The sequence below is a fragment of the Chryseobacterium viscerum genome, assembly GCF_002899945.2.
GTDB lineage: Bacteria > Bacteroidota > Bacteroidia > Flavobacteriales > Weeksellaceae > Chryseobacterium > Chryseobacterium viscerum.
The window spans coordinates 331,411-354,541 of record NZ_PPEG02000004.1 but is presented as its reverse complement, the minus strand read 5'-3'; the positions used below and the strand labels follow the sequence as shown (position 1 = coordinate 354,541).

The window sequence follows — 23,131 nt, the reverse complement described above, 5'->3', positions numbered from 1 at the left end:
TAAGCCATTAAGATAGATGGATGGTTAAGTTTTTTCTTAAAAACAAATCTTGTTATAACCCTGCAATACGTCTTAATGGTTTAAATATTGGCTCCTCAGGAAATTCCTGTTATATTTGCATCACAATGAAACATTTAAACAGTATACTACGTCTTCCATTCTTCAGTGAATATTACACTCCGGGCTATCGTTCGGGAAGACTTTCTATATCTGTAATCCAATAAAATAATCTAACGTATATATAGAGCCCGGACAGTACCTGTCCGGGTTTTTTCATTTTAAAACTATTCAACATGATTCATCCATTACAAGAAAATGTGGCTATCATCCTGCCGGAAAACGGTCTGGAAGAAAAACTTGCCCAAGCCAAAAAGGAAAATAGAAAGCTTTCTATTAAACTGGGTTTTGATCCCACGGCTCCGGATTTACATCTGGGGCATGCAGTGGTCCTCAAAAAGCTGAAACAGTTTCAGGATCTGGGGCATCAGGTCATTATTATCGTAGGCAGCTTTACCGCAAGAATTGGTGATCCTACCGGAAAAAATAAAGCAAGAAAACCTTTAAGTCCTGAAGAGGTACAGCATAATGCCCAGACGTATATCAATCAACTTTCCAAAGTGATTGATGTTCAGAAAACAAAGATTGTTTTCAATTCTGACTGGCTGGATGCACTTAGCTTTTCAGAGGTTATCCAATTGCTTTCCAAAGTGACCGTTGCCCAATTGATGCAGCGCAATGATTTTAATAAAAGGTTTACAGAAAACACGCCTATAGCGATGCATGAACTGGTATACCCTATTCTTCAGGGTTTTGATTCTGTAAAAATTGAATGTGATATTGAAATGGGAGGTACAGATCAGCTTTTCAACTGTACGATGGGAAGACAGCTTCAGGAAGTTCACCAAATGCCTGCTCAGATTGTCATGTGTATGCCCTTGCTGAGAGGTCTTGACGGAAAGGAAAAAATGAGCAAATCCCTGAATAATATTATCGGGCTGACAGATGAACCCAATGAAATGTTTGGGAAAACAATGTCTATTCCGGATGCACTGATTGAAGAATTTATCAGTCTGACCACCGATTTTTCTACGGAAGATAAGACAGCACTTATTTCCAGGATAGCAGAAGGTGAAAATCCTATGAATATCAAAAAACTGATCGCTAAAAATATCATCAGCCAATACCATGATGCAACTTCAGCAGAAAATGCGGAACAGTTCTTTATCAATCAGTTTCAGAATAAAAATTTTGAAGAGAAAGTGTATGAATCTGTTTTTATCCGTTCTTTGAAACGTATTCAAAACAAAATATCTCTTCTTGAGCTTTGTCATCAGCTTAAAAATGATCTCAGTAAATCGGCGGTTCGAAGATTAATTGAAAATGGAGGCGTTCAAATCAATACCACTAAAATAACGGACCCAAATGAAGAAATGGAACCTACGCCTCGAACTAAAATAAAAATCGGGAAAAGGGGCTTTTTTGAGCTAATATAAAGCTGGAAGATGGGAGCTGGAAGAAGGAGGTTTTGCAAGACGATGAACTGATGAAGTTTTTTGATTGAGATATTTTTTGAAAGTGCTTTTTGAATTAAAAGGCAAAAAGTTCTTTACAACACAAAAACAACTTCCATCTTCTTTCTTCCCGCTTCCCTCCTTCAACTTATTTCAATATCTTCGTTTTCTTAAAAACGATTTCCAATGAGCTATATCATGGTTGACATAGAGTCGGACGGCCCGATTCCCGGCGATTTTTCAATGGTATGTTTCGGGGCAGTACTCGTTGATGAAGAGCTTGACACTACTTTTTATGGAAGACTGAAGCCTGTTTCTGAAAAATTCAATCCTGATGCTTTGGCTATTTCAGGTTTCAGCAGGGAGGAAACAATGAATTTTGATGATCCTGAAGAAGTAATGCTTGCCTTTGAAGACTGGATTAAAACAAATTCCAAAGGGAGACCTATTTTCATCAGTGATAATAATGGTTTCGACTGGATGTTTATCTGTTGGTATTTTCATCATTTTATCGGAAGAAATCCTTTTGGTTTTTCTTCCAGGAGGCTTTCTGACCTTTATTGTGGATTGGAAAAAGATACTTTCGCCCAATGGAAGCACCTTCGCAAAACTGAACATACGCACAATCCGGTAGACGATGCCAGAGGAAATGCTGAGGTTTTGCTGTACATGAAAGAAGAAATGGGACTGAAAATTGCATTAAAGTAGACACTCTAATTTTTATTTTTAAATATGAAACTTGACCTTCACTACAAACAAGCTGATGATACCGATATTGATTTTCTTCTTGATCTCAGAATGAAAACCATGAATCCTCATTATGAAACTTCAGGGCTTTCTACTGACAGAGAAACAACCCTGCAAAGAATTCTGTATCAGTTTGAAAAAGCCCATATTATTCTTTTAGACAATCAGCCCATCGGACTGTTAAAAGTAGACAGAACATTTACCAATATTGAGGTCCTGCAACTTCAGATTGATCCCAGCCAGCAAGGTAAGGGACTTGGAAAAAAAATTTTGTCTGATATTCTGGAAGAAGCTTCACTAGCAGGAAAAACTGTGTCATTAAGTGTTTTAAAGACCAATAAGGCCCAGCATCTTTATACAAGTCTAGGTTTCAGAATCGTGGATGAAGATGAGTATTCTTATTTTATGGAAACTGAAAAGCAGTAAAGTGAGATCATTTAAGTTTGGGCTAAAGCCGTTGAATTTTTCCTTTGATTCAAACACAAATCGCACAAATAAATGGGCACAAATAGCCACAATCATCTGCGAGATCTGAAAAATCTGAGATTGCTTCACTACGCTTGCAATGACCGTTTACTGATTCGCCATGGTTACATAGATCAGTCTTCCGCCTTCTTCTGCGGAAAGCAATATTTTTTTACCATCTGTAAGCTCAACCATGGAACCGGGTGGAATTTCTTTTTGCTCTGTGATATCTTTCATTCCGGATAACCCTTGATTTACCAATACCCATTTTCCCTGATGGAAGGTAAAGTATCCCACCGGCATTTTATCCTGCATGGTAAGATTTTCATTTCTTATCACTTTTCTGGAAACATGCCACTTGAATAAATACTGATTGTGATAGACCATCAATCTGTGATTTTCCGGTTTCCATACCTCATCATCAAATTTAAAATACAGATCCAAAACCGGTAATGTACCTTGATGGGGTGTTCCACAGAAAGGACATTTGGGCTTGCTGGTATTATCAAAGACATACCATTTTTCGGTACAGTTGGAATTATGACAAGGCTGTATCAGGTCTACAGTTTTCAATAAGGCGCTTTCCCATTCGTTGGCTGTAGGACGTCTGATGGGGTCATGCAGTCCGTCTATAAATGTTTTCCTAAACAGATCTGAAAGGTAAGGACCTGTTATGGTATAAGGAATCTTTTGCGGATCGCCCCAGAATGCATCCCATTTTCTGAGATGATCTGCTTTCACATGATTGGAAGAATCTCCCGGATGTTCTACAAACAAGGCTTTTTCTCCCATGGATAAAATTTCATCTTTTTCGGAATCCAGATCCCAGATTTTCCCTCCACGCAATGGGTGCCTTCTCAGGAGATACATATAAATCAAAACAGCAAGAGCATGAAGATCTGTTTTTTGATTGGGCAGGTGCCGTTTGGGATCCTGAAGACTCAGATTTTTTGTTTTTAAAACTTCAGGAGCAATAAAATCTGCGGTTCCTATGACTTCAGGTTGAAACAGTTTTGGAACAACCAAACCGTCTATATCAATGATACAAGCAGATTTTGAAACGGGATCTACCAGAATATTATTATAGGACAGATCAGAATGTGCCAGCCCCATCTGATGCAGTTTTTTTACTCCCCTGCTGATATTGACTGCAATTTGAAAATAGCTCAACCAATCCCCAAGTTCAGACTGATCCAGTCTCAACGGATACTGCTGATTTCTGAACATCGGAGCGGTAAACCATTTCCCTACTTTATCCTGTCCCTGGATATTATCTGAACCGATATATCCTTTGGCAAAATAAAATTTATTGTGATAAACAGGAACCACAATTCCTGTGAGTTTATTTCTTTCAACGATATCGTACGGCCATCTAAAAATTTCGTTCAGAAAGTATTCGGAGGTATTTCCATTCTGTATACTCTGCAGATAGGTAGAAACAATTCTCATGATTCTTTCTTTTTGCCCTTCATCCAACGGATTTCGATAGAAAGCGACTACATAGTCTTTATCAGGCGAAAAGTAAACATCTTTCACCCCGCCCCGGATGGGATTTTCATCTATGTATTCATACGATTTGGCTGTATCCAGAACAGAAACAACTTTAATGGTCTTTTTCATGGTATTAATAGATTATGGCCAATGTACGGTCATCATGGTTTCCTCTGCTCCAGAAATCGCTCCATAGAAGAAGCTGTTCATCAATTTTTTCGTCGTTGACGAAATCTGCTTTCGTCCGGTCATCATTATTTCCGGCCAGATCTTCAAAAAGGGACTTCCAGCTTTGGATATCTTCCAGTTTGTTTTCTGTGGTAAATTTAGGATCATAAATACCATCCGTCATCAGCACGAGATAAGAAAAATCATCCACACAGGTCATTCTAAAACGGGAAGTCATTTTATCATTAAAAATTTCTTTCATGGTGATAAAGCGGGTTCCTCCTCCAAATTCTCCCACATCCATCTGATTTAAGAGTTTCACTTCGGAAAAGTCAGCATTAATAAGATTAATTGGGCAGTCTCCTACTCCAAAGCTCAGAATGACATATCCGAAACTGAATTTTTTAAATAATGTAAAAATAAGGGTTGCATGCAGATCATTTACAGACAACGCATTTTCTGCTGCCGTTTTTTCTAAGGTGTGATAAACATCCAAAACACCTTTTGCCAAAAGATTGGTGATATTGGATTCTGCATCGGAACGTTCCTCATGGGAAGATTCAGAAGCGTACATACGATTGATTTGGTTTTCAATTTGGTTTATTATTTCCTGTGAATTGAAAAACTGATTGATCGTTGCCGTAGCCAATCTTGAACCTTCTCTGGCAGCCTTAGCCGAGCCCGCTCCATCTGAAACAGAAATAATATTCCAGTCTTCAGGAAGCTTATTCACTGCAAAATCATCTTCACGGAATTTTCCTTCATGAGCATGGGAACGCCCTCTTTTGGAAGCCACAACAATTTTTTTGTCTGAAAAGGAACCTTTGAAGGAGTCTTCTTCAGATTTATAAAAAGCAGCATTTTTATCGCTTGGGATATTTTTCCACAAGTCTTTCGGATCTGCGTTTACAAAAAGCTGGATCTTCTTTATTTCAATCTGGTCCTGATCATGAATGTGATAAAACTGAACGTCCAGATGATACATATTATTCGTAACCGGAGTTCCCGAAAGGGTATTATTTTCAAAAGTAAGTCCCGTTTCTTCTAGGTTTCCAATCTTCTGAATCTTTATGTTTGGAAAGTCTTCCATGTCAAGGCTGAATTCATAGAACTGCTTGGCGCTGGCATTCTTCAATACCCAATGGGCATCTTTAAACTCTTCTTTTTCTTTATAAACAACAGCTTGTTCCATAGTTTTTGGCTTAGATTCAGAGGCTGATTTCCTGAAAAATTTACCCATCATTAGCCCAGAGTTCTGTTAATATCAAATCCTCCACCAGAGAATCCGTAATAATCTGAAGTTCCACACCATGGACATTTGCTGTATCCTTCTCCTCTCAGGCAGTGAATACCACCACATGAACAGGTAGCCAATGCAATGGGGTTCGCACAGTGAGGACATGAAGTACCTCCTTCCAATTCTTCTATATTAATTTTAAGATGGGTTTTCTGATTTGAGGAAAGTCTGTAGTAGGCTTTTTCATCAATTTTATAAGCTCCATCCAATCTGTAATATCTCGTAGCCATTCCCGGAATGCTTGATTCGGCGAAGGCTTTTTTAAATTTCATCAGATAAAGCTTTTCCGTTTGCTGACATTTTCCGTTCAACACTACAAAATTATTGTCCGGGAATTTCTGTTCCATTTCGGGATCTACTTTTTCAAGAATAAGAGAATCGATCTTGGATAGATTAATTCCTTCCTTTTTCGCTTCTGTTACACTCTGGCTGGTTGTTTTAATAGAATCCGTTACCCATTTAAAAAATTCTTTGTAAGAGTTTTCATCCGAGTTATTGAACAATAATACATTATCGGCTAAAGAACCGAGAAGTTTATAATTAGTATTTTCACCTATGGATACAGCAATTGTATTGGGTTTTCCGCTGTATTTATGAGTCCATCTTTCAATGGCTTTGGTGGCATCATCAGTAGGAACTCCATCCGTAAACAGGAAAACAATAGGCTTCCAGTCTCCTTTTCGTTCATAGGTTGTTTTCACAATATCCCTGTCGATACAATCCATTATTTTAATCAGCCCCTGTGAAAGTGATGTACCGCTTCCAATAGGAATCTTAGGCGGATAAAAACTGATAATATCCTGCATGGGAGTAATCACTTCTGCTTCTCCTGCAAAACCTACCACGGAAATATAAACGGTTTCCAATGAATAGGGATCTTTTTTCAATTCCCTGATGATATTGGCGATACCTTCCTGTACCTGCTCAATAGGCTCTCCTACCATAGATTCGGAGATATCTACTAAAAAATAAATAGGCAGTCTTCTCATATTGTAAAGACAATTTTTTAAATAATAATAGTAAGCTCCGATGGTGGCGGAGGTAAGGTGACATTTTCTCCCGTATTCTGAGATTGCCCTCCCTGTGTAATGGAAGAACTTACCCACTTGAAAAAGGAAGAAAGAGTAATAGCATCTGTAGTATCTAGTTTCACTACATGATCCGTCAGTTCTTTCAGAAACTGTTCATCTGCTTTCGGACCTGCTGCACACCCTACGATAGCACCAAATTCCAATCCTCTGATTACAGGAATCATCTGCCTGTACTTCTGAATATCCGAAGGCTTTCCATCCGTAAATATAAAAAGTAACGGCTGCCAGTCTCCCTTTGCATCGGCGGATTCTTTTATAATTTCTTTCTGAACCAATTCGGAAACAAGCTCCAGCGCAGCCCCCGTATGAGTGGGTCCGCTATCCGGGCAGGTAATCTCCATTGGGTAAAAACTCGCCAGATCTGTTAATGGTATCATATTCTTAACCTCTCTATCGAAAGTAATGACACTCAAATGCAGGCTGTCCATCGCCTGAGGATCTGCACGAAGCATACTTATAAGGCCGTTGAATCCGTTATTCAATGCCTGAATAGGTTCTCCATTCATGGAACCTGAAGTATCTAATAAAAAATACGCTAATAATCTCCTGCTCATTATAGACAAGTATTAATTCTGAAGCCGGCGGAGGAAGTCGAAGACTTCCAAGCCGGCTTTTATGTGAGTTGAAAAAAATCGAGAATCTAGTTGGAATAAGAGTACTGCTGCCTCAGAATATCTATAAAGTTATCTGTATGATGCGGCTCTCCTACTGCACGGAATTTCCAGTCTCCATTATGACGGTATGCTTCTGCAAAAACCATGGCACACATGCCATTCATACTTGAATCTCCGGAAAGACTATATTTTGTAATTTCTTTTCCTGTAGCATCTACGGCACGGATAAATGCATTTTCGATCATTCCGAAATGCTGATTATTAGTTTTTCCCTGATAAATGGTAACAAGGAACACAATTTTCTGATAACTCTGATCCAGCTGGTCCAGTTTTACAATGATCTGCTCATCATCTCCATCTCCCGCTCCGGTTCTGTTGTCTCCTGTAAGCCATACGTTCCCACTTGGGTGCTGCATAGAATTGAAGAAAACCACATCTCCCTGATAAAGTCCCATTTGTCTTCCGTCATTGGTCTGTACCGTTCTTCCAAGATTGGCTACTTTCCCGTTGCCATCCAGAAGAAAAGCTACTGCATCAAGGTCATATTCAGCTTCTTTACTGAACAGTTTTCCAAAGAATCCACTACCCTGCTTCCTTACATCCCATCCTAAACCAATGGTTACTTTTGAAAGATCATAAATGCTTTCTCCGCGGTCATTCTTTCTTAAATCTATCGTTTGTCCTTTCTGTAAATTAATTGCCATAGTTATCGTTTTGTGTATTTGATGATTTTATTTGATGATTTGCCCTTTGTAGTATTTTTCAAGGAAGAAGCCAAGGTCTGCTCTATATCCAATCCCCGAAGCTTCAAATTTCCAGCTGCCATTTCTTTTGTACAACCTTCCGAATTCTACTCCTGTTTCAATAGAGAAATCTTCATCCAGTTCATATTTTGCAATTTCCTGGTTGGAGTGATTGTCTACCACTCTGATATAAGAGTTTCTTACCTGTCCGAAATTCTGTCTTCTTCTTTCAAAATCTTCTATGGTGACCACAAAAAGGATCTCTTCGACTCTTGAGTCTACTTTATCCAGATCTATAACAATAGCTTCATCATCGTCACCATCACTGTTTTTTCCACTGGGATCATCTCCTGTATGAGTAAGTGCTCCATCCGGAGAATTCAGGTTATTATAAAAAACAAAATACTCTTCGCTTACTAATTTTCTGTCAGAATCAATCATGATTGCAGAAGCATCCAGATCAAAGTCATAACCGGTTCCTTCATTCGGGTCCCACCCCAATCCTATCGTCATTTTAGTCAAGCCTATCTCAATCTTTTGTCCTTTCTGTAGATTAATTGCCATAGTGTTTTATATTATGATTATTTTTTGCATTAAGATAGAAGTGATTTGCGAATTGACCAAATTTATTGACAGAAAAATGATCCTCACAGCCCAATTAAGACTATTTAACTCACAAAATGACCATAAAAAAAGGTCCAATTAAAAAATTGAACCTTGTATTATCTAAAAGTATATTGAATTAATCTTCAAAATTCTTCTCTGAAGCGGCAGCATTTCTTGCTTTTGCCAGCATAGGAATGGAAATCAATCCCATCACCAGCATAATCACAATCTGCAGCGGTAAAGAAATAAAGGAATACGTAAGCCCCATTTCACCTCCAAAATCTGCGCTTTTTCCTACAGCAATAAAAAGAGCCATAAAACCGTATTTCATTGCAAGATTATAAGCTCCAATTCCTCCACTGGCAGGAATAATCATTCCCAATGTTCCCACCACAATAATGAAGAAACCATCAGCAAAGGTAAATGCAGATGTTTCAGGAAGTGCAAAGCAAACCAGATAAGCTGCTAAATAATAGCAAATCCAGATTCCTAATGTATAAAGGATGAATTTTCCTTTTTCTTTTAATTTAAAAATGGAAGTTAATCCTTGAAAAATTCCATCAATAAAATTAACAACTTTTCCTAAAAATGGAATTCCTGAAAGTTTCTTTTTAAATACAAAAAACAAGACTGTTCCTACAATCAGAATTGAAAGGATCAATAAAATCTTATTAGGATTCATATTTATTCCGGAGTTTTTATAGAACGCCAGAATTGCATCATATTTAAATAATAAAGTCAGTCCTAAAAAACCAAGCATACAAACCAAATCAACCACCCTTTCCAGAATGATAGTCCCAAAAGATTTATCCACAGGTACTTTTTCCACTCCATACAAAGCTGTAGCTCTTGCCACTTCACCGCTTCTTGGAATAGTAAGGTTCATCAGATATCCAAATGATATGGACCAAAGAGAATTGGAATTTGAAATTTTGTATCCCATGGGTTCCAGCATCAGGTTCCAGCGAATAGCCCTGAACCAATAAGCCAGAAGTCCAAACACAGAAGCAAACAATACCCAAAGATAATTGGCCTTTGCCAGTGACTTCTGAATGACTTTAAAATCAAGCCCTCTTAAGGCAAGCCATAAAAAAAAGCCTGCAAAAGCAAGCGATATTACTATTGTTAGTATTGATTTTACCGGGTTTTTTGATGTCTTCTCCATGTATTATGTAAGAAGGTTTGTTTTTTCATCCGGGAAAACGATCTTCGGCTGGAAGTCTTTTGCCTCCTCCGGGCTCATCTGTGCATAAGCGATAATGATGATGATATCATCCCTCTGTACTTTTCTTGCAGCAGGCCCATTCAGACATACTTCTCCCGATTTTCTCTTCCCTTTTATAACGTAGGTATCAAAACGTTCTCCGTTGTTTACATTCACGATATAGACCCTTTCTCCTACTACCAGACCGGCAGCTTCTATAAGATCTTCATCTATCGTTATACTCCCTATATAGTTAAGGTCAGAGGCCGTTACTCTCACCCTATGAATCTTAGACTTGAAAACTTCTATTAACATGATGCAAATTTATTAATAAAAATTTATAAAACAGTCCTTTCATCTTATTTTAAAACTCCCACAAACACAGGGGTTTAATTTTAAAAAATACAAGAAATTGGAAAATTGCTTACAAATTTAATAATCATATGGTCAAAAATATTAATTGTTTACACCCAATTTAGGATTTAATAAATGAAGGAAATAATATTAACTTTTTGCTAAAGTCAATAAACATAAGCATTTGGCATGATTTTAGTAACGCGTAACGTAGATTTTCCGTGAAAAGTGGAATTATCATATTTTAACTGTTTTCACCGAAAAGTAAAAATATTTTACAAGTTTTAATAAAAAAATTGCACAATTAGAAAATAGTATTATATTTGCTATAATTACGAACTAACTTTAATATTAAAAATTATGAACAAGTCTGAATTAATCGACGCAATCGCAAAAGATGCAGGTATCACTAAAGTTGCAGCAAAGGCTGCTTTAGAATCTTTCATTGGTAACGTAACTACTACATTAAAGAAAAAAGATGGAAAAGTTTCTTTAGTAGGTTTCGGTACTTTCTCAGTAGCTGAGAGAGCAGCTAGACAAGGGATCAACCCTGCAACTAAAAAACCAATCAAAATCGCTGCTAAAAAAGTTGCTAAATTTAAGGCTGGAGCTGATTTATCAAATGCAGTTTCTGGTGTTAAGAAAAAATAATCATTCAGATTACAAAAATTCAAGGCTGTTTCTTAGAAACGGCCTTTTTTTATTTCAAATAGCAAGAGTAAATTAAACCGTTAAGGAGTTTTTAAGTGGTTAAGAGTTATTAAGTTTTGGCTAAAGCCCCTATCATGGTACATAATAAAATAAGCGGGCTAAAGCCCGCTTCTATTGATAATATAAAGTTTATATTTTTTCAGAGGATCAGTTCTATAAAACTGACATTACTAGCTTCTAATTTCTAGCTTCTAACTTCTAATCTAAGGCGCTAGTCTCGAAATCTTCCAATCCAGATCTTCAAGCTGATAGATTATTCTATCATGAAGACGGTTGGGTCTTCCCTGCCAGAATTCAATTTCATAGGGTCTGGCAAGATATCCACCCCAATTGGCTGGTCTTGGAACTTCAATATCTTCGTATTCTTTTTCCAGGTCTTTCAATTTTTCTTCCAAAAATTCTCTGTTGGGGATAACCTCACTCTGCGGGGAAACGGCAGCACCCAGCTGGCTTCCTTTTGGTCTTGAATGAAAATACCCATCACTCAGGTTTTCTGCCACTTTCTCAAGATCAGCTTTAATGATGATCTGTCTTTCAAGATTAGGCCAGAAAAAATGCAGACAAGCTTTATGGTTGCTTTCTATTGCTTTTCCTTTTTGGCTGTTGTAATTGGTATAAAAAATAAATCCTTCGTGGGTATATGCTTTAAGAAGTACCATTCTTGATCTCGGACAGCCATCTTCCTCTACTGTAGAAACAGCCATAGCATTGGCTTCTGAGATCATTGGGCTCTCACTGGCCTCCAAAAACCAGTCTCTAAACTGCTCAATTGGATTTTGTTTTATCTCACTTTCAATAAGTTGGGATTTCTCGTACACTTTTCTTTTGTCGTGCAGGTTTTCCATAAATATTTTTTATTAAATTTGAGTATGAATCACTCATACAAAGGTAAAATATTAATCTCGACCCCTGACATTTCCGGCGATATTTTTTCAAGATCGGTAGTATTGGTTATTGAACATAATGAAAGTGGTGCATTTGGTTTGATATTGAATAAAAAGAACAGCCAGATGAGTAGCAAATTCAAAGATTTTTTTGACTTTAAAATTGAGGTATATGATGGAGGACCTGTAGAAAATGACAAGGTATTTTTCATCGTAAAGGGTAAAAAAGTTACAGAAATCTATACAGACATCACCGATGAATACTATCTTACAGAGGATATTGAACGTATTATAAATGCAGTTTTGAGCAGCGAACTGAATATTGAAAATATTAAAATATTTTCAGGCTATTCGGGGTGGGCTCCTAACCAGCTAGATACTGAAGTTCAAAGGAAAATGTGGACTGTAGTGGATGTTTACAATCTTGATTATACGCTTCCAAATGATCAGACCCTTTGGAAGTCTATCATGCACAATCTTGGGGGAGAATTCCTTCTTTGGGCTAATTCTCCTGAAGATATCTCGTTGAACTAAAAAGTATATTTTTCATCTCAGTAGCACAATTAACAAACTTTAAGATTCCTTTAACCAATTTTAAAGAAAGTTTTTCCGTTCTTTGAAAAACCAAAAACCACTGATATGAAAGGTATTACATTACTTGCTTTATCAATATTTTCTACTGCATTTTTATCATTCACCCCTATCAACAAAAAATACATTGTCATAGATGCCGGTCATGGCGGAAATGATTTTGGGGCTACACATGGTGAAATTTTAGAGAAAAATATTTCGTTAAGCGTTGCTAAGGAAATTCAGAAGCTCAATAAAAATAAGGACAAATATGAAGTTATTTTAACACGTGATTCTGACAGCTATCCTACTCTTTTTGATAGAACCAATCAAATCAACAAACTGAATCCTGCAATGGTGATCTCCCTTCACGTCAACAGCTCTCCACAAAAGGAAACGCTTGATAACGGATTTGAAGTGTACACTCAGAATTCTGATGTTTCAAAGGAACTGGCCGGAAAGATCTATAAAAAATTTAATGCCCACAAAATAGAGGAAAAAAATCTGCATATTTTAAGGGAGACTAAAGCTCCTGCAGTATTGGTAGAACTTGGGTTTATCAATAATTCTGAAAACAGGAATTATATTACCAGTGAAAAAGGGCAAAAAGAAATCGCACAGAAATTTGTTGATGTCATCAACGAATATTAAATAAAATAAACAATTTCTGATTTACTCAGAATAAAACCCGGTAAAGGACTTCTGGAACTTTGTTGTTTACCGGGTTTGTCAATTTTTATGAATTAAAGCTTTTTTTCCAGCTTTCTACCAATTCTAAGAATCGGACGTTCTCAAAAGTCTTATTTCTTATCTTACCTACAGAAAACACCCCTTTTTCATCAGAAATCATTAAAATCTCTTCTGCCTTCTGAGATTCGAATGCGATGATCTCGTGTTCCTGAATATCTGCAAGGTTGTTTTTATGTAAAAAAGTAACAAAATTTTCCATCACAGGAGAAATGTATGCTCCTTCGGTCTGTTTGGGTACTTTAATAACATCTCCTTCCAAAAAAAGAAGATTACCAGCAGTGGTACGAGCTATTCTCTTATTTGGATTCAGAAGAATCACGTCATCAAGGTCATTTTCCTGCGCATAGATCGCTCCGTAGATATTTTCCGGACAGTGAACTCTAATATTGCTTAAAAGGTTATTATTAACGTTAATTTCCTTAATTAAATCCAGATCTAAAGGTCTTTGATGAACTGCAAGTACATCATCCATTTCCGTCACTTCATAAAAATAGGAAACAGAAGATTTTGCCAACGTCAGTGCGTCATTATTTCTGAACACCTGAAAATTAATAATTCCGTTTTTTATTTCTTTTCCTTCAATAATATCTTTCTGAAAAAGAGTTTGAAAAAATTCCAGGGTGTAAGTGAGAGGGATATTCATTCTCATCTTTCTCATGGAAGCCATCAAGAAAAAATAGCATTCCTCATCCATGATCAAACCACCATTTCTTACAAAGAAAGAAACCTTCACTGAGTCACCTAAAAGAAAGGCTCTGTTCTTTAGATTTAACTCGTCTGATGTAAAATATTGATTTTCCAATTTTTGATGCGATTTATTTACAAAAAAATAATGAACGATAAATCGTTCATCAGTTTTATCATTTAATAAAGTCCGACATTATGCCGCACCTAATTTTATTCTGAGATTTTCAATAAGATTTTCCCAATACATTGCGTTTTCTTCTTCATCCCCTTCCTCACAGAAATCTGTAATATTAAGGGCCAAATCTTCAGTAATATCATCTATTGTGATAGTCATTTCAAAGAAATTCTTAGTTCCTTCATCTTCTTCCCATCTGAAACGCACGAAACCTTCAGGCTTATATCTGATCAAAGTGGCCTTCTCAGCAGGTCCTCCGCCCCAGCTAAAAAAGAAATCATCGCCTTTCTCTGTTACCTCATCCGCAAACCATTCAGATAATCCTTCTGCAGTTGCCAGATATTCGTATAAAATCTCTGATAAACAGTGCATTGGGAATTCGTAATGGACTTTATGTTTCGCCATATAATCTTTGTTTTATCGTCCCGCAATATATAAATTAATTTTTTTATTACGCAAAAAAACAATTACTATTTTATAGAATCTGTATGATATTTATCACCGGATTCAAATCTTTATTACGATAAATTTTAATTCATAAAACTACGATGTGAAGCATAAAAAAATCTCTCCATTTCAGAGAGATTATATCTTTAATTTTCGTTGAGAATATCGAGAATAATCTGGCATCCTTCTTTGATTTCTTCCAGGGATAATGTAAGGGGCGGAGAGATTCTCAGGTACTCATTTCTGTACAGCTGCCAGAAAACAACAAGTCCTCTTTCCATACATTTTTTGGCCACTTCCAGCGTATATTCCGGGGTTCCTAGATTCACGGCAAGCATTAAGCCTTTACCATTGATATTTTTAATTTTCGGGTGAACTAAAAGTTCTCTGAATAGTTTTTCTTTTTCTTCTACTTCATTCATTAAGCCGCTTTCCAGAACTTCTTTTAAAGTAGCGTGGCTTGCAGCGGCGATCAATGGATTTCCTCCAAAAGTAGTGATGTGCCCCAGCTTTGGTGAATGTGAAAGGGTTTCCATAATTTCTCTGGAACTCATAAAAGCACCTACGGGAACTCCTCCACCCATTCCTTTACCCATCACCAGGATATCCGGAACGATTCCAAAATGCTCGAAAGAGAATAATTTCCCTGTTCTTCCAAATCCGGGCTGTATTTCATCCAAAATCAAAAGTGCTCCTACTTCTTCACATCTTCTTTTTAGCTTGATCAGATAGTCATTATCGGGGACCAGAAATCCTGCTGCTCCCTGAATGGTTTCAAGGATAACGCAAGCGGTCTTTTCAGTGATCTTATCGAAATCTTTTTGATTATTAAATTCGATAAAAGAAACCATTGGCAATAAGGGACGGAATTCTCTTTTATGCGTTTCATTTCCTGAAACACTCAAAGCACCGTGTGTATTCCCGTGATAGGAATCTTTAAAGGAAATAATCTCTTCTCTTCCTGTATATCGTTTTGCCAGTTTTAAGCTGCCGTCAATAGCTTCTGCACCACTGTTCACAAGATAGGTAACTTCTAATGGATCCGGAGTAGCTTCTGCAAGCAATCTACACAATGCTATAGGTTTTTCCTGCGCATATTCTCCATATACCATCACGTGAAGGTATTTATCTGCCTGTTCTTTGATGGCATTCACAATCTTAGGATGTGAATGTCCCAGCGTATTGGCAGAAACACCTGCTACAAAGTCAAGATATTTCTTTCCGTCTGTACCATAAATATAGCTTCCTTCTGCTTTTTCAACTTCAAAACCTGCCGCAAATTTTGTAGTTTGAGCCTGATATATAAAAAAATCTTTATGCATTTCCATTGTCTCCAAAAATTTCAGCAAAGCTATAAAAGATTCATTAAACGCTGAAATTAATACATAAAAAAAGACCAGTGTGTACTGGTCTTTTCTTTTATTTTCTGGTCCGTTTAGGTTTTTTAGCTTCTTCTTTGGCTTTTTCGTCATCTATGGTTTTCTGAGCTTTATCGAAGAGCTCGTTATCAGCGGTATACTGTACTTCTTCGTTGTTCGGGCTGTCTACCAATATATCCTGCCATTTTCTTATCCTGTCTTTGGTATTCCAGTTAAAATCCGGAAATTTCCTTCGCGCAGGTTCTATCTTACTCATCGGATAGGTGTCTGAATTTGCACCGATACTGCATGAAATAATCTGTAGAGCTCTTTCTTCAAATAACGCTCCGATAATTCCACAGGTAGAAAGTGTAATTCCTATTCTTTCCTGTTTTTTGGTTTCCTGATCGGTATCATCAACGTATACAATAGACTGGGCATTTCCTACTACTCTTGCTTCTTTAATATCATTCTTCTCATAGTAAACCGTCATGAATTTTCCTTTCACCTGGTTGAACTCATCTTTCAGGCTTAGTGAGTCTACTTTACTGATGGCAAAAGCATTTCCTATTACCTTCAGCGAGTCTATATTTTCACTCTTTGTATTAAAGTAAGCTTCTACTTTATCTCCGGTCACCTGCTTCTCGCCACTCCAAAGAATTGGGTTGGTATACATGTGCATGATTCCGTCTGTTTCATTGAAAGCGATAGAGTCAGCTCTCCCTTGTGCATTAGATTTGTAAACACGGGCTTTTTTATATGCTCTCAGATAACTTTTTTTCACTTTTATATCCAGCGAATCCGGTCTTTGATAAGAGACAATTTTCTCAGCGGCAAAATAAACGGAGTCTTTTTCCATTATTTTTACTGCGTAAGGATTTTTCGTCATCATTGAAGAGTCTTTTTTCTCAAAGATTTCTCCGTAGCCTCCTTTTATATATCTTTTTTCTTTCGGATCATCCAGGGTTACATTTCCTGTTGCTGTACCAAATCCAGTTATCTGATTATAGTACATCTCATCACCGGTAAGGATTTTATCGTTATAAAAGATCCTGGAGTTTTTGGTCAGAAAAGCCTCCTTTGTTTCCATTTTATAAATTCCTTTTTCAGTATAAATTCTGTTTTTAGGATTGGTCTTACTGGTAATGGTTGTAGGACCTAGAAAATCAGCAATTTTTGTATTTTGATTCTGCTTGATGTTGGGCCCTTCTATAGTATATTGAGGGGTTTCAATTTTTACATTTCCTGTAAGGTCTACGACTCTTGTATTGAGGAAATAAGTTCCTACTTTGGCATAGGTCACATTCTGACCATCAGAGATCGTTCCTCCTGTATTAAAATAAGCCTGATTAGCCAGTCTGTCATAATACAGAATATCAGTTTTTATTGTTTGTTTGGGATCGGTAAGGACTACATCTTTTCTGGCAACACCTTTCTGGGTATTGGCATCATATTCCATTTCTCCTGCTGTAATTACAGAACCATCTGTATTCTGAAGTTTTGTATTGCCTATGGCCTTTACAAAGTTCTCTTCATTGTACAAAATGACTTCATCTGCGGTAAGAATGGAGCCTTGATGTTCAATCTGAACATGCCCAACAAAATATTGATTCCCGTCGTATTTTTCAGGATTTTTCTTGATTTCGTCTGCGTGGATGATCTTTACTTTATCTTCCGGTCTCATCTGCACCTGCTTAGGCTGGCCAGATGAGGGAGTCTGCAAATAGGGATCTCTCTTCACAGGGGTTTTATCCTGCGCAAAATTTAGCGTAGAAATAAAGAGTAACAGAAAAAGGATTATTCTCATTAATTAGTCATTCTTAGTGCCATAAAAATATAGCGAATGAGAATCAATATTTACGCCAAATGCTTCTTCAATGGCTTCTTTGATTCCTTGGATTCTTGGGTCACAAAACTCAATAATTTCTTCAATTTCTTTATCAGAGCCTTTTTTGTAGATTACCAGGTGGTCATGTTGTTTGTCAAAATAAGACTTTTCATACGATGAAGAAGTCAATGTTTTTTCTCCGAACTGATGCTTACGGATCAAACCTGCATCAAGGAAAATTTCAATCGTGTTGTAAATCGTTGCTTTGGAAACATGATATTTTTTCTGCATCATTAGAAGATACAGATCATCAACGTTGAAGTGATGATCCATATTATAAATTTCTTCCAATATCGTATATCTCTCAGGTGTGTTTCTGAACCCTTTTTCTAATAAGTAGTTTCTTAAAACATCCTTGATCAAAGCTATATTTTTTTCTTTTTGTATTGTATCCATTAAAAAAATTATCTACAAATTTATTGAATTTTATTTAAATAGATATTATGGTTACATGCCAGAAGTTAAGAGTTGTGACGGAAATACCCCGACTGCTCAATCTTATTATCATAAACTGTTAATTCTGTGATCGGCGCAGATTCCACTTCAACGTTATGAGAAGACACTCCCCAAGCCTTAAAGTCATCACTTCCGATATACTTCACAAAGTTATAAATGTTAAGAATAATCTTCTGTTTAACAGTTAATAGTATATCGTTGATATATGTATTATCTATGATCACATATTTAAGATCCGGTGGTATCTCGTGAGCTCTCAAAGAAGGGTGGCTGCTTCTTGAAGGAATCGTTCCATCAGCCATTAAATCTTTAAGTACCATATTGAAGTAATCATTGATTCTTCGGTCTACTTTAAATCCTAAAAGGAAATTGATTTTATATACGGTCCCGGGAAGAATTTCATCTACCGTATATCTGAAGGTATATGGATCTTCCTGGTTAACGATGCTTAGAATAAAGTAATGATCGGCTCTTTTCGGCTGTTTTTTGATAATGGAATAGATAATTTTGGATTCTACTTCATCATTTCTTTTTGCTCTGCTCAGATAAGCCAGATTGGTAGCATATTTCGGAATGGTTTCATCCAGCTTCATGTCTTTAAGAATAGACACGTATTTTTCTATTTTCACGAACTGGATAAATCTTGTTTTGATCAATCGTCCGTTATACCATGCATACATAGAAATTCCGATAGAACCAGCCAATACAACGGTAATCCATCCTCCTTCCATGAACTTGATGATATTGGCGCTAAAGAAGCCTAATTCGATCGCCATATATACTAATGCGAAGAATAATATCAAAACCTTGCTTACTCTATGTTTCAGTAACCAGAAGACCAGCAGGACGGTTGTCATCAACATTGTCACTGTAATGGAAAGTCCATAGGCCGCTTCCATTTTTCCGGATTCCCTGAAATGCAGAACCACAATAATACATAGAATAAGAAGTCCCCAGTTGATTCTTGGGATATACATTTGTCCTTTAACTCCGGAAGGATAATCAATTTTTTGATTGGGCCACAGGTTGAGAGACATTGCTTCAGAGAAGATTGTAAAAGAACCTGTAATCAATGCCTGGCTGGCAATAATTGCAGCAGCTGTTGCTAAAATTACGCCTGGTATAATCATCCATTCTTCCATAATTCCAAAGAATGGGTTTACTACAGAAAATCCAGGTTTATTATGGTTGGTCAAGAGCCATGCCCCTTGTCCAAGATAGTTCAGAATAAGCATCACCTTAACGAATGCCCAGCTTACTCTTATGTTTTTAGCACCACAATGTCCTAAGTCTGAATAAAGAGCTTCTGCTCCTGTCGTACAAAGGAAAACGGCACCTAAAATAACAATTGCACTCGGAGAGTTCGCAATAAGTTTGTAAGCATAATAAGGATTGAAAGATCTTAGGATCTCAAAGTTCTCGCTCAAATGCATCACTCCCAAACCTCCTAATACTAAAAACCATACCACCATTACAGGGCCAAAAAATTTCCCAATAAAGCTGGTTCCAAATTGCTGCACCACAAAAATGACAATCAGAATTCCAATTGTGATAGGAACAACCGGGGTGTGTGGATTATAGATTTCAAGACCTTCAATGGCTGACATTACTGTAAGCGATGGTGTAATTACTCCGTCCGCAATAAGGGCCGCAGCACCTACGATTGCAATAAGATATAACCACCCTTTCTTAAGGTTTCTTACGAGTGAAAACAAAGCCAGGATACCTCCTTCTCCTTTGTTATCTGCCCTCAAGGCGATGATCACATACTTTATCGTAGTTTGAAGGGTAAGTGTCCAAATAATACAGGAAAGAGCTCCTTCTATGTATTCATTGAATGGCATATTACTCCCCTGCGATCTCGCATTCACAATCGCTTTCATTACGTAAAGCGGTGAGGTACCAATGTCCCCAAAAACAATTCCTAAAGACACTAGAATTCCAATAAAAGAAAGTTTCTTTATATCAAAATGATAACCATCTTCTGTAACTTCTGCCATATCAGCTTATTTATTTTAAAGGCGCAAATTTATACTAATTTTATGACGTCAAGAACTTTTCTTCATGAATATAATAAATGAAAAAACTTCCTTTCGGAAGTTTTTCTCTATAACTATTTTACGTACATCGCTTTTTTAATTTCCTCTTTCACTTTTTCAAGCTTAGGGAACCATTCTGCAAACAATGCTGCAGAGTAAGGTGCAGGTGCATCAGGAGTAGTAATTCTCTTGATAGGAGCATCTAAATAGTCAAATGCTTTTTGCTGTACCATATAAGTAATTTCAGAAGATATAGAAGCAAATGGCCAAGCTTCTTCTAAAATAACCAATCTATTTGTTTTCTTCACTGATTCTAAAATAGTATCAAAATCAAGAGGACGAACAGTTCTAAGATCGATAACTTCTACAGAGATTCCTTCTTTAGCCATATCTTCAGCAGCTTGTAAAGCCAGCTTCATGATCTTACCAAAAGAAACCAAAGTAACGTCTGTACCTGCTCTCTTGATATCTGCTTTTCCTAATGGTAAGTAGTATTCTTCTTCAGGAATTTCCATTTTATCTCCATACATCTGCTCAGATTCCATGAAAATAACAGGGTCATTATCCTGAATTGCAGTTTTCAACAACCCTTTCGCATCGTAAGGATTTGAAGGAACCACTACTTTAAGACCAGGAATGTTTGCAAACCAGTTTTCAAAAGCCTGAGAGTGGGTAGCTCCTAATTGACCTGCAGAAGCCGTAGGGCCACGGAAAACAATTGGGCAATTCCATTGCCCACCACTCATCTGACGGATTTTTGCAGCATTATTGATAATCTGATCAATTCCTACCAATGAGAAATTGAATGTCATATACTCTACAATTGGTCTGTTACCATTCATCGCAGCACCCACAGCAATTCCTGTAAAACCAAGTTCTGCAATTGGGGTATCGATTACTCTTTTAGGACCAAACTCATCCAGCATTCCTTTTGAAGCTTTGTATGCACCATTGTATTCTGCAACTTCCTCCCCCATTAAAAAGATGGATTCGTCTTTACGCATTTCCTCGCTCATTGCCTGTGCAATTACCTCACGAAAAGTATATTCTGCCATATTTATTCGAAAAATTTAGACTACAAAAATAGTGTTTTTTTATTATACACATCATAAAAAGGCTCCACATTTGAATGATGAAGTCATAATATTAATTTTATTTAAAACGGTTTTTCTTCATGACTACTCAATTCTTTATAGTTTTTTCTAAGATCCATTAAAATTTTTCCGTAGGTCATTTTATAGATGATATACAATAAGAATAACCCAATCAACAGAAAAATTCCAAAGGCAATATAATTTCCGGTTACAGGCATCAGTTGATTGGGATCTGTAAGTGCCGCATCCATGTGGCGTCTTGTATTCCATCCATCTTTAAATCCTGCCATAAAATCTCTCGTATTGTGATCAAAATGAATAATACCGTCTACAACAGCCAAAATCAAAGAAATACAGGCATATCCTAAAATAAGTGTTCTCAGATTCAAAATACTTTTCATCAGGGAGATGCTGTTCTGCCCGGTTTTCATTTTTTGGAACAAGGTGATGATGATTGCTATAAAAACTAAAAACATTCCCATTCTTACATAGGGAAATTGTTTGTCCAGATAACTATACAACGTCCATAAGATAACTTCAACTATTCCGATAATGAATAACTTTTTTGTAATGGAAACAGATTTATGTTTTATCATTGTATAAATTTCTTTTTCGGAATATTCCTTGAAATCTCCTGATTCCTTATTCCAGTCTTTTTTCAGTAATTCCAGTTCGTCCATATTTATTTTGCAGTGATTTTGGTTTTTAAGTTATTTTTTGCCCTGTTCATTTTTACTCTTGCATTTCCTTCTGTTATCCCAAGGATTTCTCCTATCTCTCTATAGGGTTTATCTTCAAGATACATCATGATCAAAGCCTTTTCTACATCAGACATTTGGTAGATCGCTTTATACATCTTCTTAAGCTTATGTTCGTCATCTTCATAGTCTTCGTATTCCATTGTAAGAGACGAAACATCAATATCTACAGCTTGCCTCCCAGCTTTCTTCGGTTTCCGGAATAAAGTAATTGCCGTGTTCAATGCTACCCGATACATCCAGGTCGAAAACCTAGCCTCTCCTTTAAATCCCGGAAAAGATTTCCACAGCTGAATGGTAATCTCCTGAAAAAGGTCTTCATGATCTTCGGCATTGTCTGTATATATTTTACATATTTTATGAATCACCCTTTGATTGGGCTTAAAAAATTCGATAAATGTTTTCTCCTGTTCGGTGCTCATATCCTATAAGTGGGACGTTTTTATTTTCGTTACAATATTTTCCAAAAAAAACGGCATTTCATTGCTGAAATGCCGTCTTAAAATTCTATTTAAACTTAAATTAATTAGCTTTCTCCCAAACTTGGGTTCTTCCTAATAAAGATAATCCTAAGTAACCTCTTACGTTCAGTTTGTCACCGCTTCTTGTAATGGTACATTTGTATGTTTTTCCTGTTTTAGGGTCAGTAATTGTTCCTCCGGTAAATTCATCACCGTCTTTTTTCAATCCTCTGATAATTTCCATTCCTAAAATAGGTTTTCCTTTTCTGTCATCCTTACAAGCAGTACAATTAGGATCAGCTGGTTTTATCAGCAATTGAGAAACTTTTCCATAATATTTCCCGTCTGATTTTTTATACACTTCAACAATAGATTTAGCCTGCTTTGTTTCATCATCTATCGTTTTCCACTTTCCTTCTATCTGGGCAAACGTAAGTACACCGAACAGAGAAAGCGCGAATGTTAACAATAATTTTTTCATATTTCTTATAGTTTTAATTTTAATATAATATTCTTATCTACGTATTGATAAAAATATAAATTAATTTTCAACAAACAAAAA

General features: G+C 36.7%; 25 protein-coding genes. 6 read left to right on the top strand and 19 right to left on the bottom strand.

What is annotated here, in order from left to right:
* Window positions 1-293 precede the first annotated feature (293 nt).
* The 3 genes from tyrS (at window position 294) to C1634_RS10910 (ending at window position 2,684) form a co-directional block, all read left to right on the top strand.
* Window positions 294-1,493: a tyrosine--tRNA ligase gene (tyrS, locus tag C1634_RS10920; RefSeq protein ID WP_103232439.1), complete on the top strand. Its 1,200-nt coding sequence runs from the start codon at window positions 294-296 to the stop codon at window positions 1,491-1,493.
* A 204-nt stretch (window positions 1,494-1,697) separates the two neighbouring features.
* On the top strand, window positions 1,698-2,219 hold the full coding sequence (locus tag C1634_RS10915; protein WP_109738397.1) for a 3'-5' exonuclease: 522 nt from the start codon (window positions 1,698-1,700) through the stop codon (window positions 2,217-2,219).
* A gap of 24 nt (window positions 2,220-2,243) precedes the next feature.
* Window positions 2,244-2,684, top strand: coding sequence for a GNAT family N-acetyltransferase (locus tag C1634_RS10910; protein ID WP_103232441.1), 441 nt, complete (start codon window positions 2,244-2,246; stop codon window positions 2,682-2,684).
* 147 nt (window positions 2,685-2,831) lie between these two features.
* On the opposite strand, the gene C1634_RS10905 is transcribed toward C1634_RS10910, so the two are convergent.
* The 8 genes from C1634_RS10905 to panD form a co-directional block, all read right to left on the bottom strand.
* Window positions 2,832-4,343: a helix-hairpin-helix domain-containing protein gene (locus C1634_RS10905; protein ID WP_103232442.1), complete on the bottom strand. Its 1,512-nt coding sequence runs from the start codon at window positions 4,341-4,343 to the stop codon at window positions 2,832-2,834.
* A gap of 4 nt (window positions 4,344-4,347) precedes the next feature.
* Entirely contained in the window at window positions 4,348-5,574 is a 1,227-nt protein-coding gene (locus C1634_RS10900) for a PP2C family serine/threonine-protein phosphatase (protein ID WP_165835309.1), read from the bottom strand.
* A 50-nt stretch (window positions 5,575-5,624) separates the two neighbouring features.
* Complete coding sequence (locus C1634_RS10895) at window positions 5,625-6,668, bottom strand: TerY-C metal binding domain-containing protein (protein ID WP_103232444.1); 1,044 nt, start codon at window positions 6,666-6,668, stop codon at window positions 5,625-5,627.
* A 17-nt stretch (window positions 6,669-6,685) separates the two neighbouring features.
* Entirely contained in the window at window positions 6,686-7,324 is a 639-nt protein-coding gene (locus C1634_RS10890; RefSeq protein ID WP_103232445.1) for a vWA domain-containing protein, read from the bottom strand.
* An 86-nt stretch (window positions 7,325-7,410) separates the two neighbouring features.
* The gene (locus C1634_RS10885) at window positions 7,411-8,088 is read right to left on the bottom strand and encodes a TerD family protein (RefSeq protein WP_103232446.1); all 678 of its coding nucleotides are present in this window, start codon (window positions 8,086-8,088) and stop codon (window positions 7,411-7,413) included.
* A 27-nt stretch (window positions 8,089-8,115) separates the two neighbouring features.
* Window positions 8,116-8,691, bottom strand: a complete 576-nt coding sequence (locus tag C1634_RS10880) for a TerD family protein (RefSeq protein ID WP_103232447.1) — start codon at window positions 8,689-8,691, stop codon at window positions 8,116-8,118.
* A 178-nt stretch (window positions 8,692-8,869) separates the two neighbouring features.
* Window positions 8,870-9,898 carry a lysylphosphatidylglycerol synthase transmembrane domain-containing protein gene (locus tag C1634_RS10875; protein ID WP_103232448.1) on the bottom strand — a complete coding sequence of 343 codons (1,029 nt, stop codon included), beginning with the start codon at window positions 9,896-9,898 and terminating at the stop codon, window positions 8,870-8,872.
* Between the two features lie 3 nt (window positions 9,899-9,901).
* A complete protein-coding gene (gene panD / locus C1634_RS10870) occupies window positions 9,902-10,252 on the bottom strand; it encodes an aspartate 1-decarboxylase (RefSeq protein ID WP_072407884.1) in 351 nt (116 codons plus the stop codon).
* A 399-nt stretch (window positions 10,253-10,651) separates the two neighbouring features.
* Between panD and C1634_RS10865 the strand changes: the two genes are divergently transcribed.
* Window positions 10,652-10,942, top strand: coding sequence for an HU family DNA-binding protein (locus C1634_RS10865; protein WP_034748416.1), 291 nt, complete (start codon window positions 10,652-10,654; stop codon window positions 10,940-10,942).
* Window positions 10,943-11,205: 263 nt separating this feature from the next.
* On the opposite strand, the gene pdxH is transcribed toward C1634_RS10865, so the two are convergent.
* A complete protein-coding gene (gene pdxH / locus C1634_RS10860; protein ID WP_103232449.1) occupies window positions 11,206-11,847 on the bottom strand; it encodes a pyridoxamine 5'-phosphate oxidase in 642 nt (213 codons plus the stop codon).
* A 24-nt stretch (window positions 11,848-11,871) separates the two neighbouring features.
* Here pdxH and C1634_RS10855 point away from each other — a divergent pair, with 24 nt between their 5' ends.
* Both C1634_RS10855 and C1634_RS10850 read left to right on the top strand, forming a co-directional pair.
* A complete protein-coding gene (locus C1634_RS10855; protein ID WP_103232450.1) occupies window positions 11,872-12,420 on the top strand; it encodes a YqgE/AlgH family protein in 549 nt (182 codons plus the stop codon).
* 105 nt (window positions 12,421-12,525) lie between these two features.
* Entirely contained in the window at window positions 12,526-13,107 is a 582-nt protein-coding gene (locus tag C1634_RS10850) for an N-acetylmuramoyl-L-alanine amidase family protein (protein ID WP_109738395.1), read from the top strand.
* Between the two features lie 85 nt (window positions 13,108-13,192).
* Here C1634_RS10850 and C1634_RS10845 read toward each other — a convergent pair whose 3' ends face one another.
* The 10 genes from C1634_RS10845 to C1634_RS10800 form a co-directional block, all read right to left on the bottom strand.
* Complete coding sequence (locus C1634_RS10845) at window positions 13,193-14,008, bottom strand: aminotransferase class IV (RefSeq protein ID WP_109738394.1); 816 nt, start codon at window positions 14,006-14,008, stop codon at window positions 13,193-13,195.
* Window positions 14,009-14,086: 78 nt separating this feature from the next.
* Window positions 14,087-14,473: an START-like domain-containing protein gene (locus C1634_RS10840; protein ID WP_034696870.1), complete on the bottom strand. Its 387-nt coding sequence runs from the start codon at window positions 14,471-14,473 to the stop codon at window positions 14,087-14,089.
* 188 nt (window positions 14,474-14,661) lie between these two features.
* Window positions 14,662-15,837 (bottom strand): aspartate aminotransferase family protein, encoded by a 1,176-nt coding sequence (locus tag C1634_RS10835; protein ID WP_103233431.1) that lies wholly within the window; start codon window positions 15,835-15,837, stop codon window positions 14,662-14,664.
* 97 nt (window positions 15,838-15,934) lie between these two features.
* Complete coding sequence (locus tag C1634_RS10830) at window positions 15,935-17,680, bottom strand: OstA-like protein (protein WP_103233419.1); 1,746 nt, start codon at window positions 17,678-17,680, stop codon at window positions 15,935-15,937.
* A 3-nt stretch (window positions 17,681-17,683) separates the two neighbouring features.
* Window positions 17,684-18,157 (bottom strand): Fur family transcriptional regulator, encoded by a 474-nt coding sequence (locus C1634_RS10825; RefSeq protein WP_034731532.1) that lies wholly within the window; start codon window positions 18,155-18,157, stop codon window positions 17,684-17,686.
* A 65-nt stretch (window positions 18,158-18,222) separates the two neighbouring features.
* Window positions 18,223-20,217: a KUP/HAK/KT family potassium transporter gene (locus C1634_RS10820; protein ID WP_103233420.1), complete on the bottom strand. Its 1,995-nt coding sequence runs from the start codon at window positions 20,215-20,217 to the stop codon at window positions 18,223-18,225.
* Between the two features lie 113 nt (window positions 20,218-20,330).
* Window positions 20,331-21,311 carry a pyruvate dehydrogenase complex E1 component subunit beta gene (locus C1634_RS10815; RefSeq protein ID WP_103233421.1) on the bottom strand — a complete coding sequence of 327 codons (981 nt, stop codon included), beginning with the start codon at window positions 21,309-21,311 and terminating at the stop codon, window positions 20,331-20,333.
* A 101-nt stretch (window positions 21,312-21,412) separates the two neighbouring features.
* On the bottom strand, window positions 21,413-22,030 hold the full coding sequence (locus C1634_RS10810; RefSeq protein WP_103233422.1) for a hypothetical protein: 618 nt from the start codon (window positions 22,028-22,030) through the stop codon (window positions 21,413-21,415).
* Window positions 22,031-22,032: 2 nt separating this feature from the next.
* Window positions 22,033-22,530 carry an RNA polymerase sigma factor gene (locus tag C1634_RS10805; RefSeq protein WP_103233423.1) on the bottom strand — a complete coding sequence of 166 codons (498 nt, stop codon included), beginning with the start codon at window positions 22,528-22,530 and terminating at the stop codon, window positions 22,033-22,035.
* Between the two features lie 100 nt (window positions 22,531-22,630).
* Window positions 22,631-23,050, bottom strand: coding sequence for a DUF2147 domain-containing protein (locus tag C1634_RS10800; RefSeq protein ID WP_103233424.1), 420 nt, complete (start codon window positions 23,048-23,050; stop codon window positions 22,631-22,633).
* Window positions 23,051-23,131: the final 81 nt, after the last annotated feature.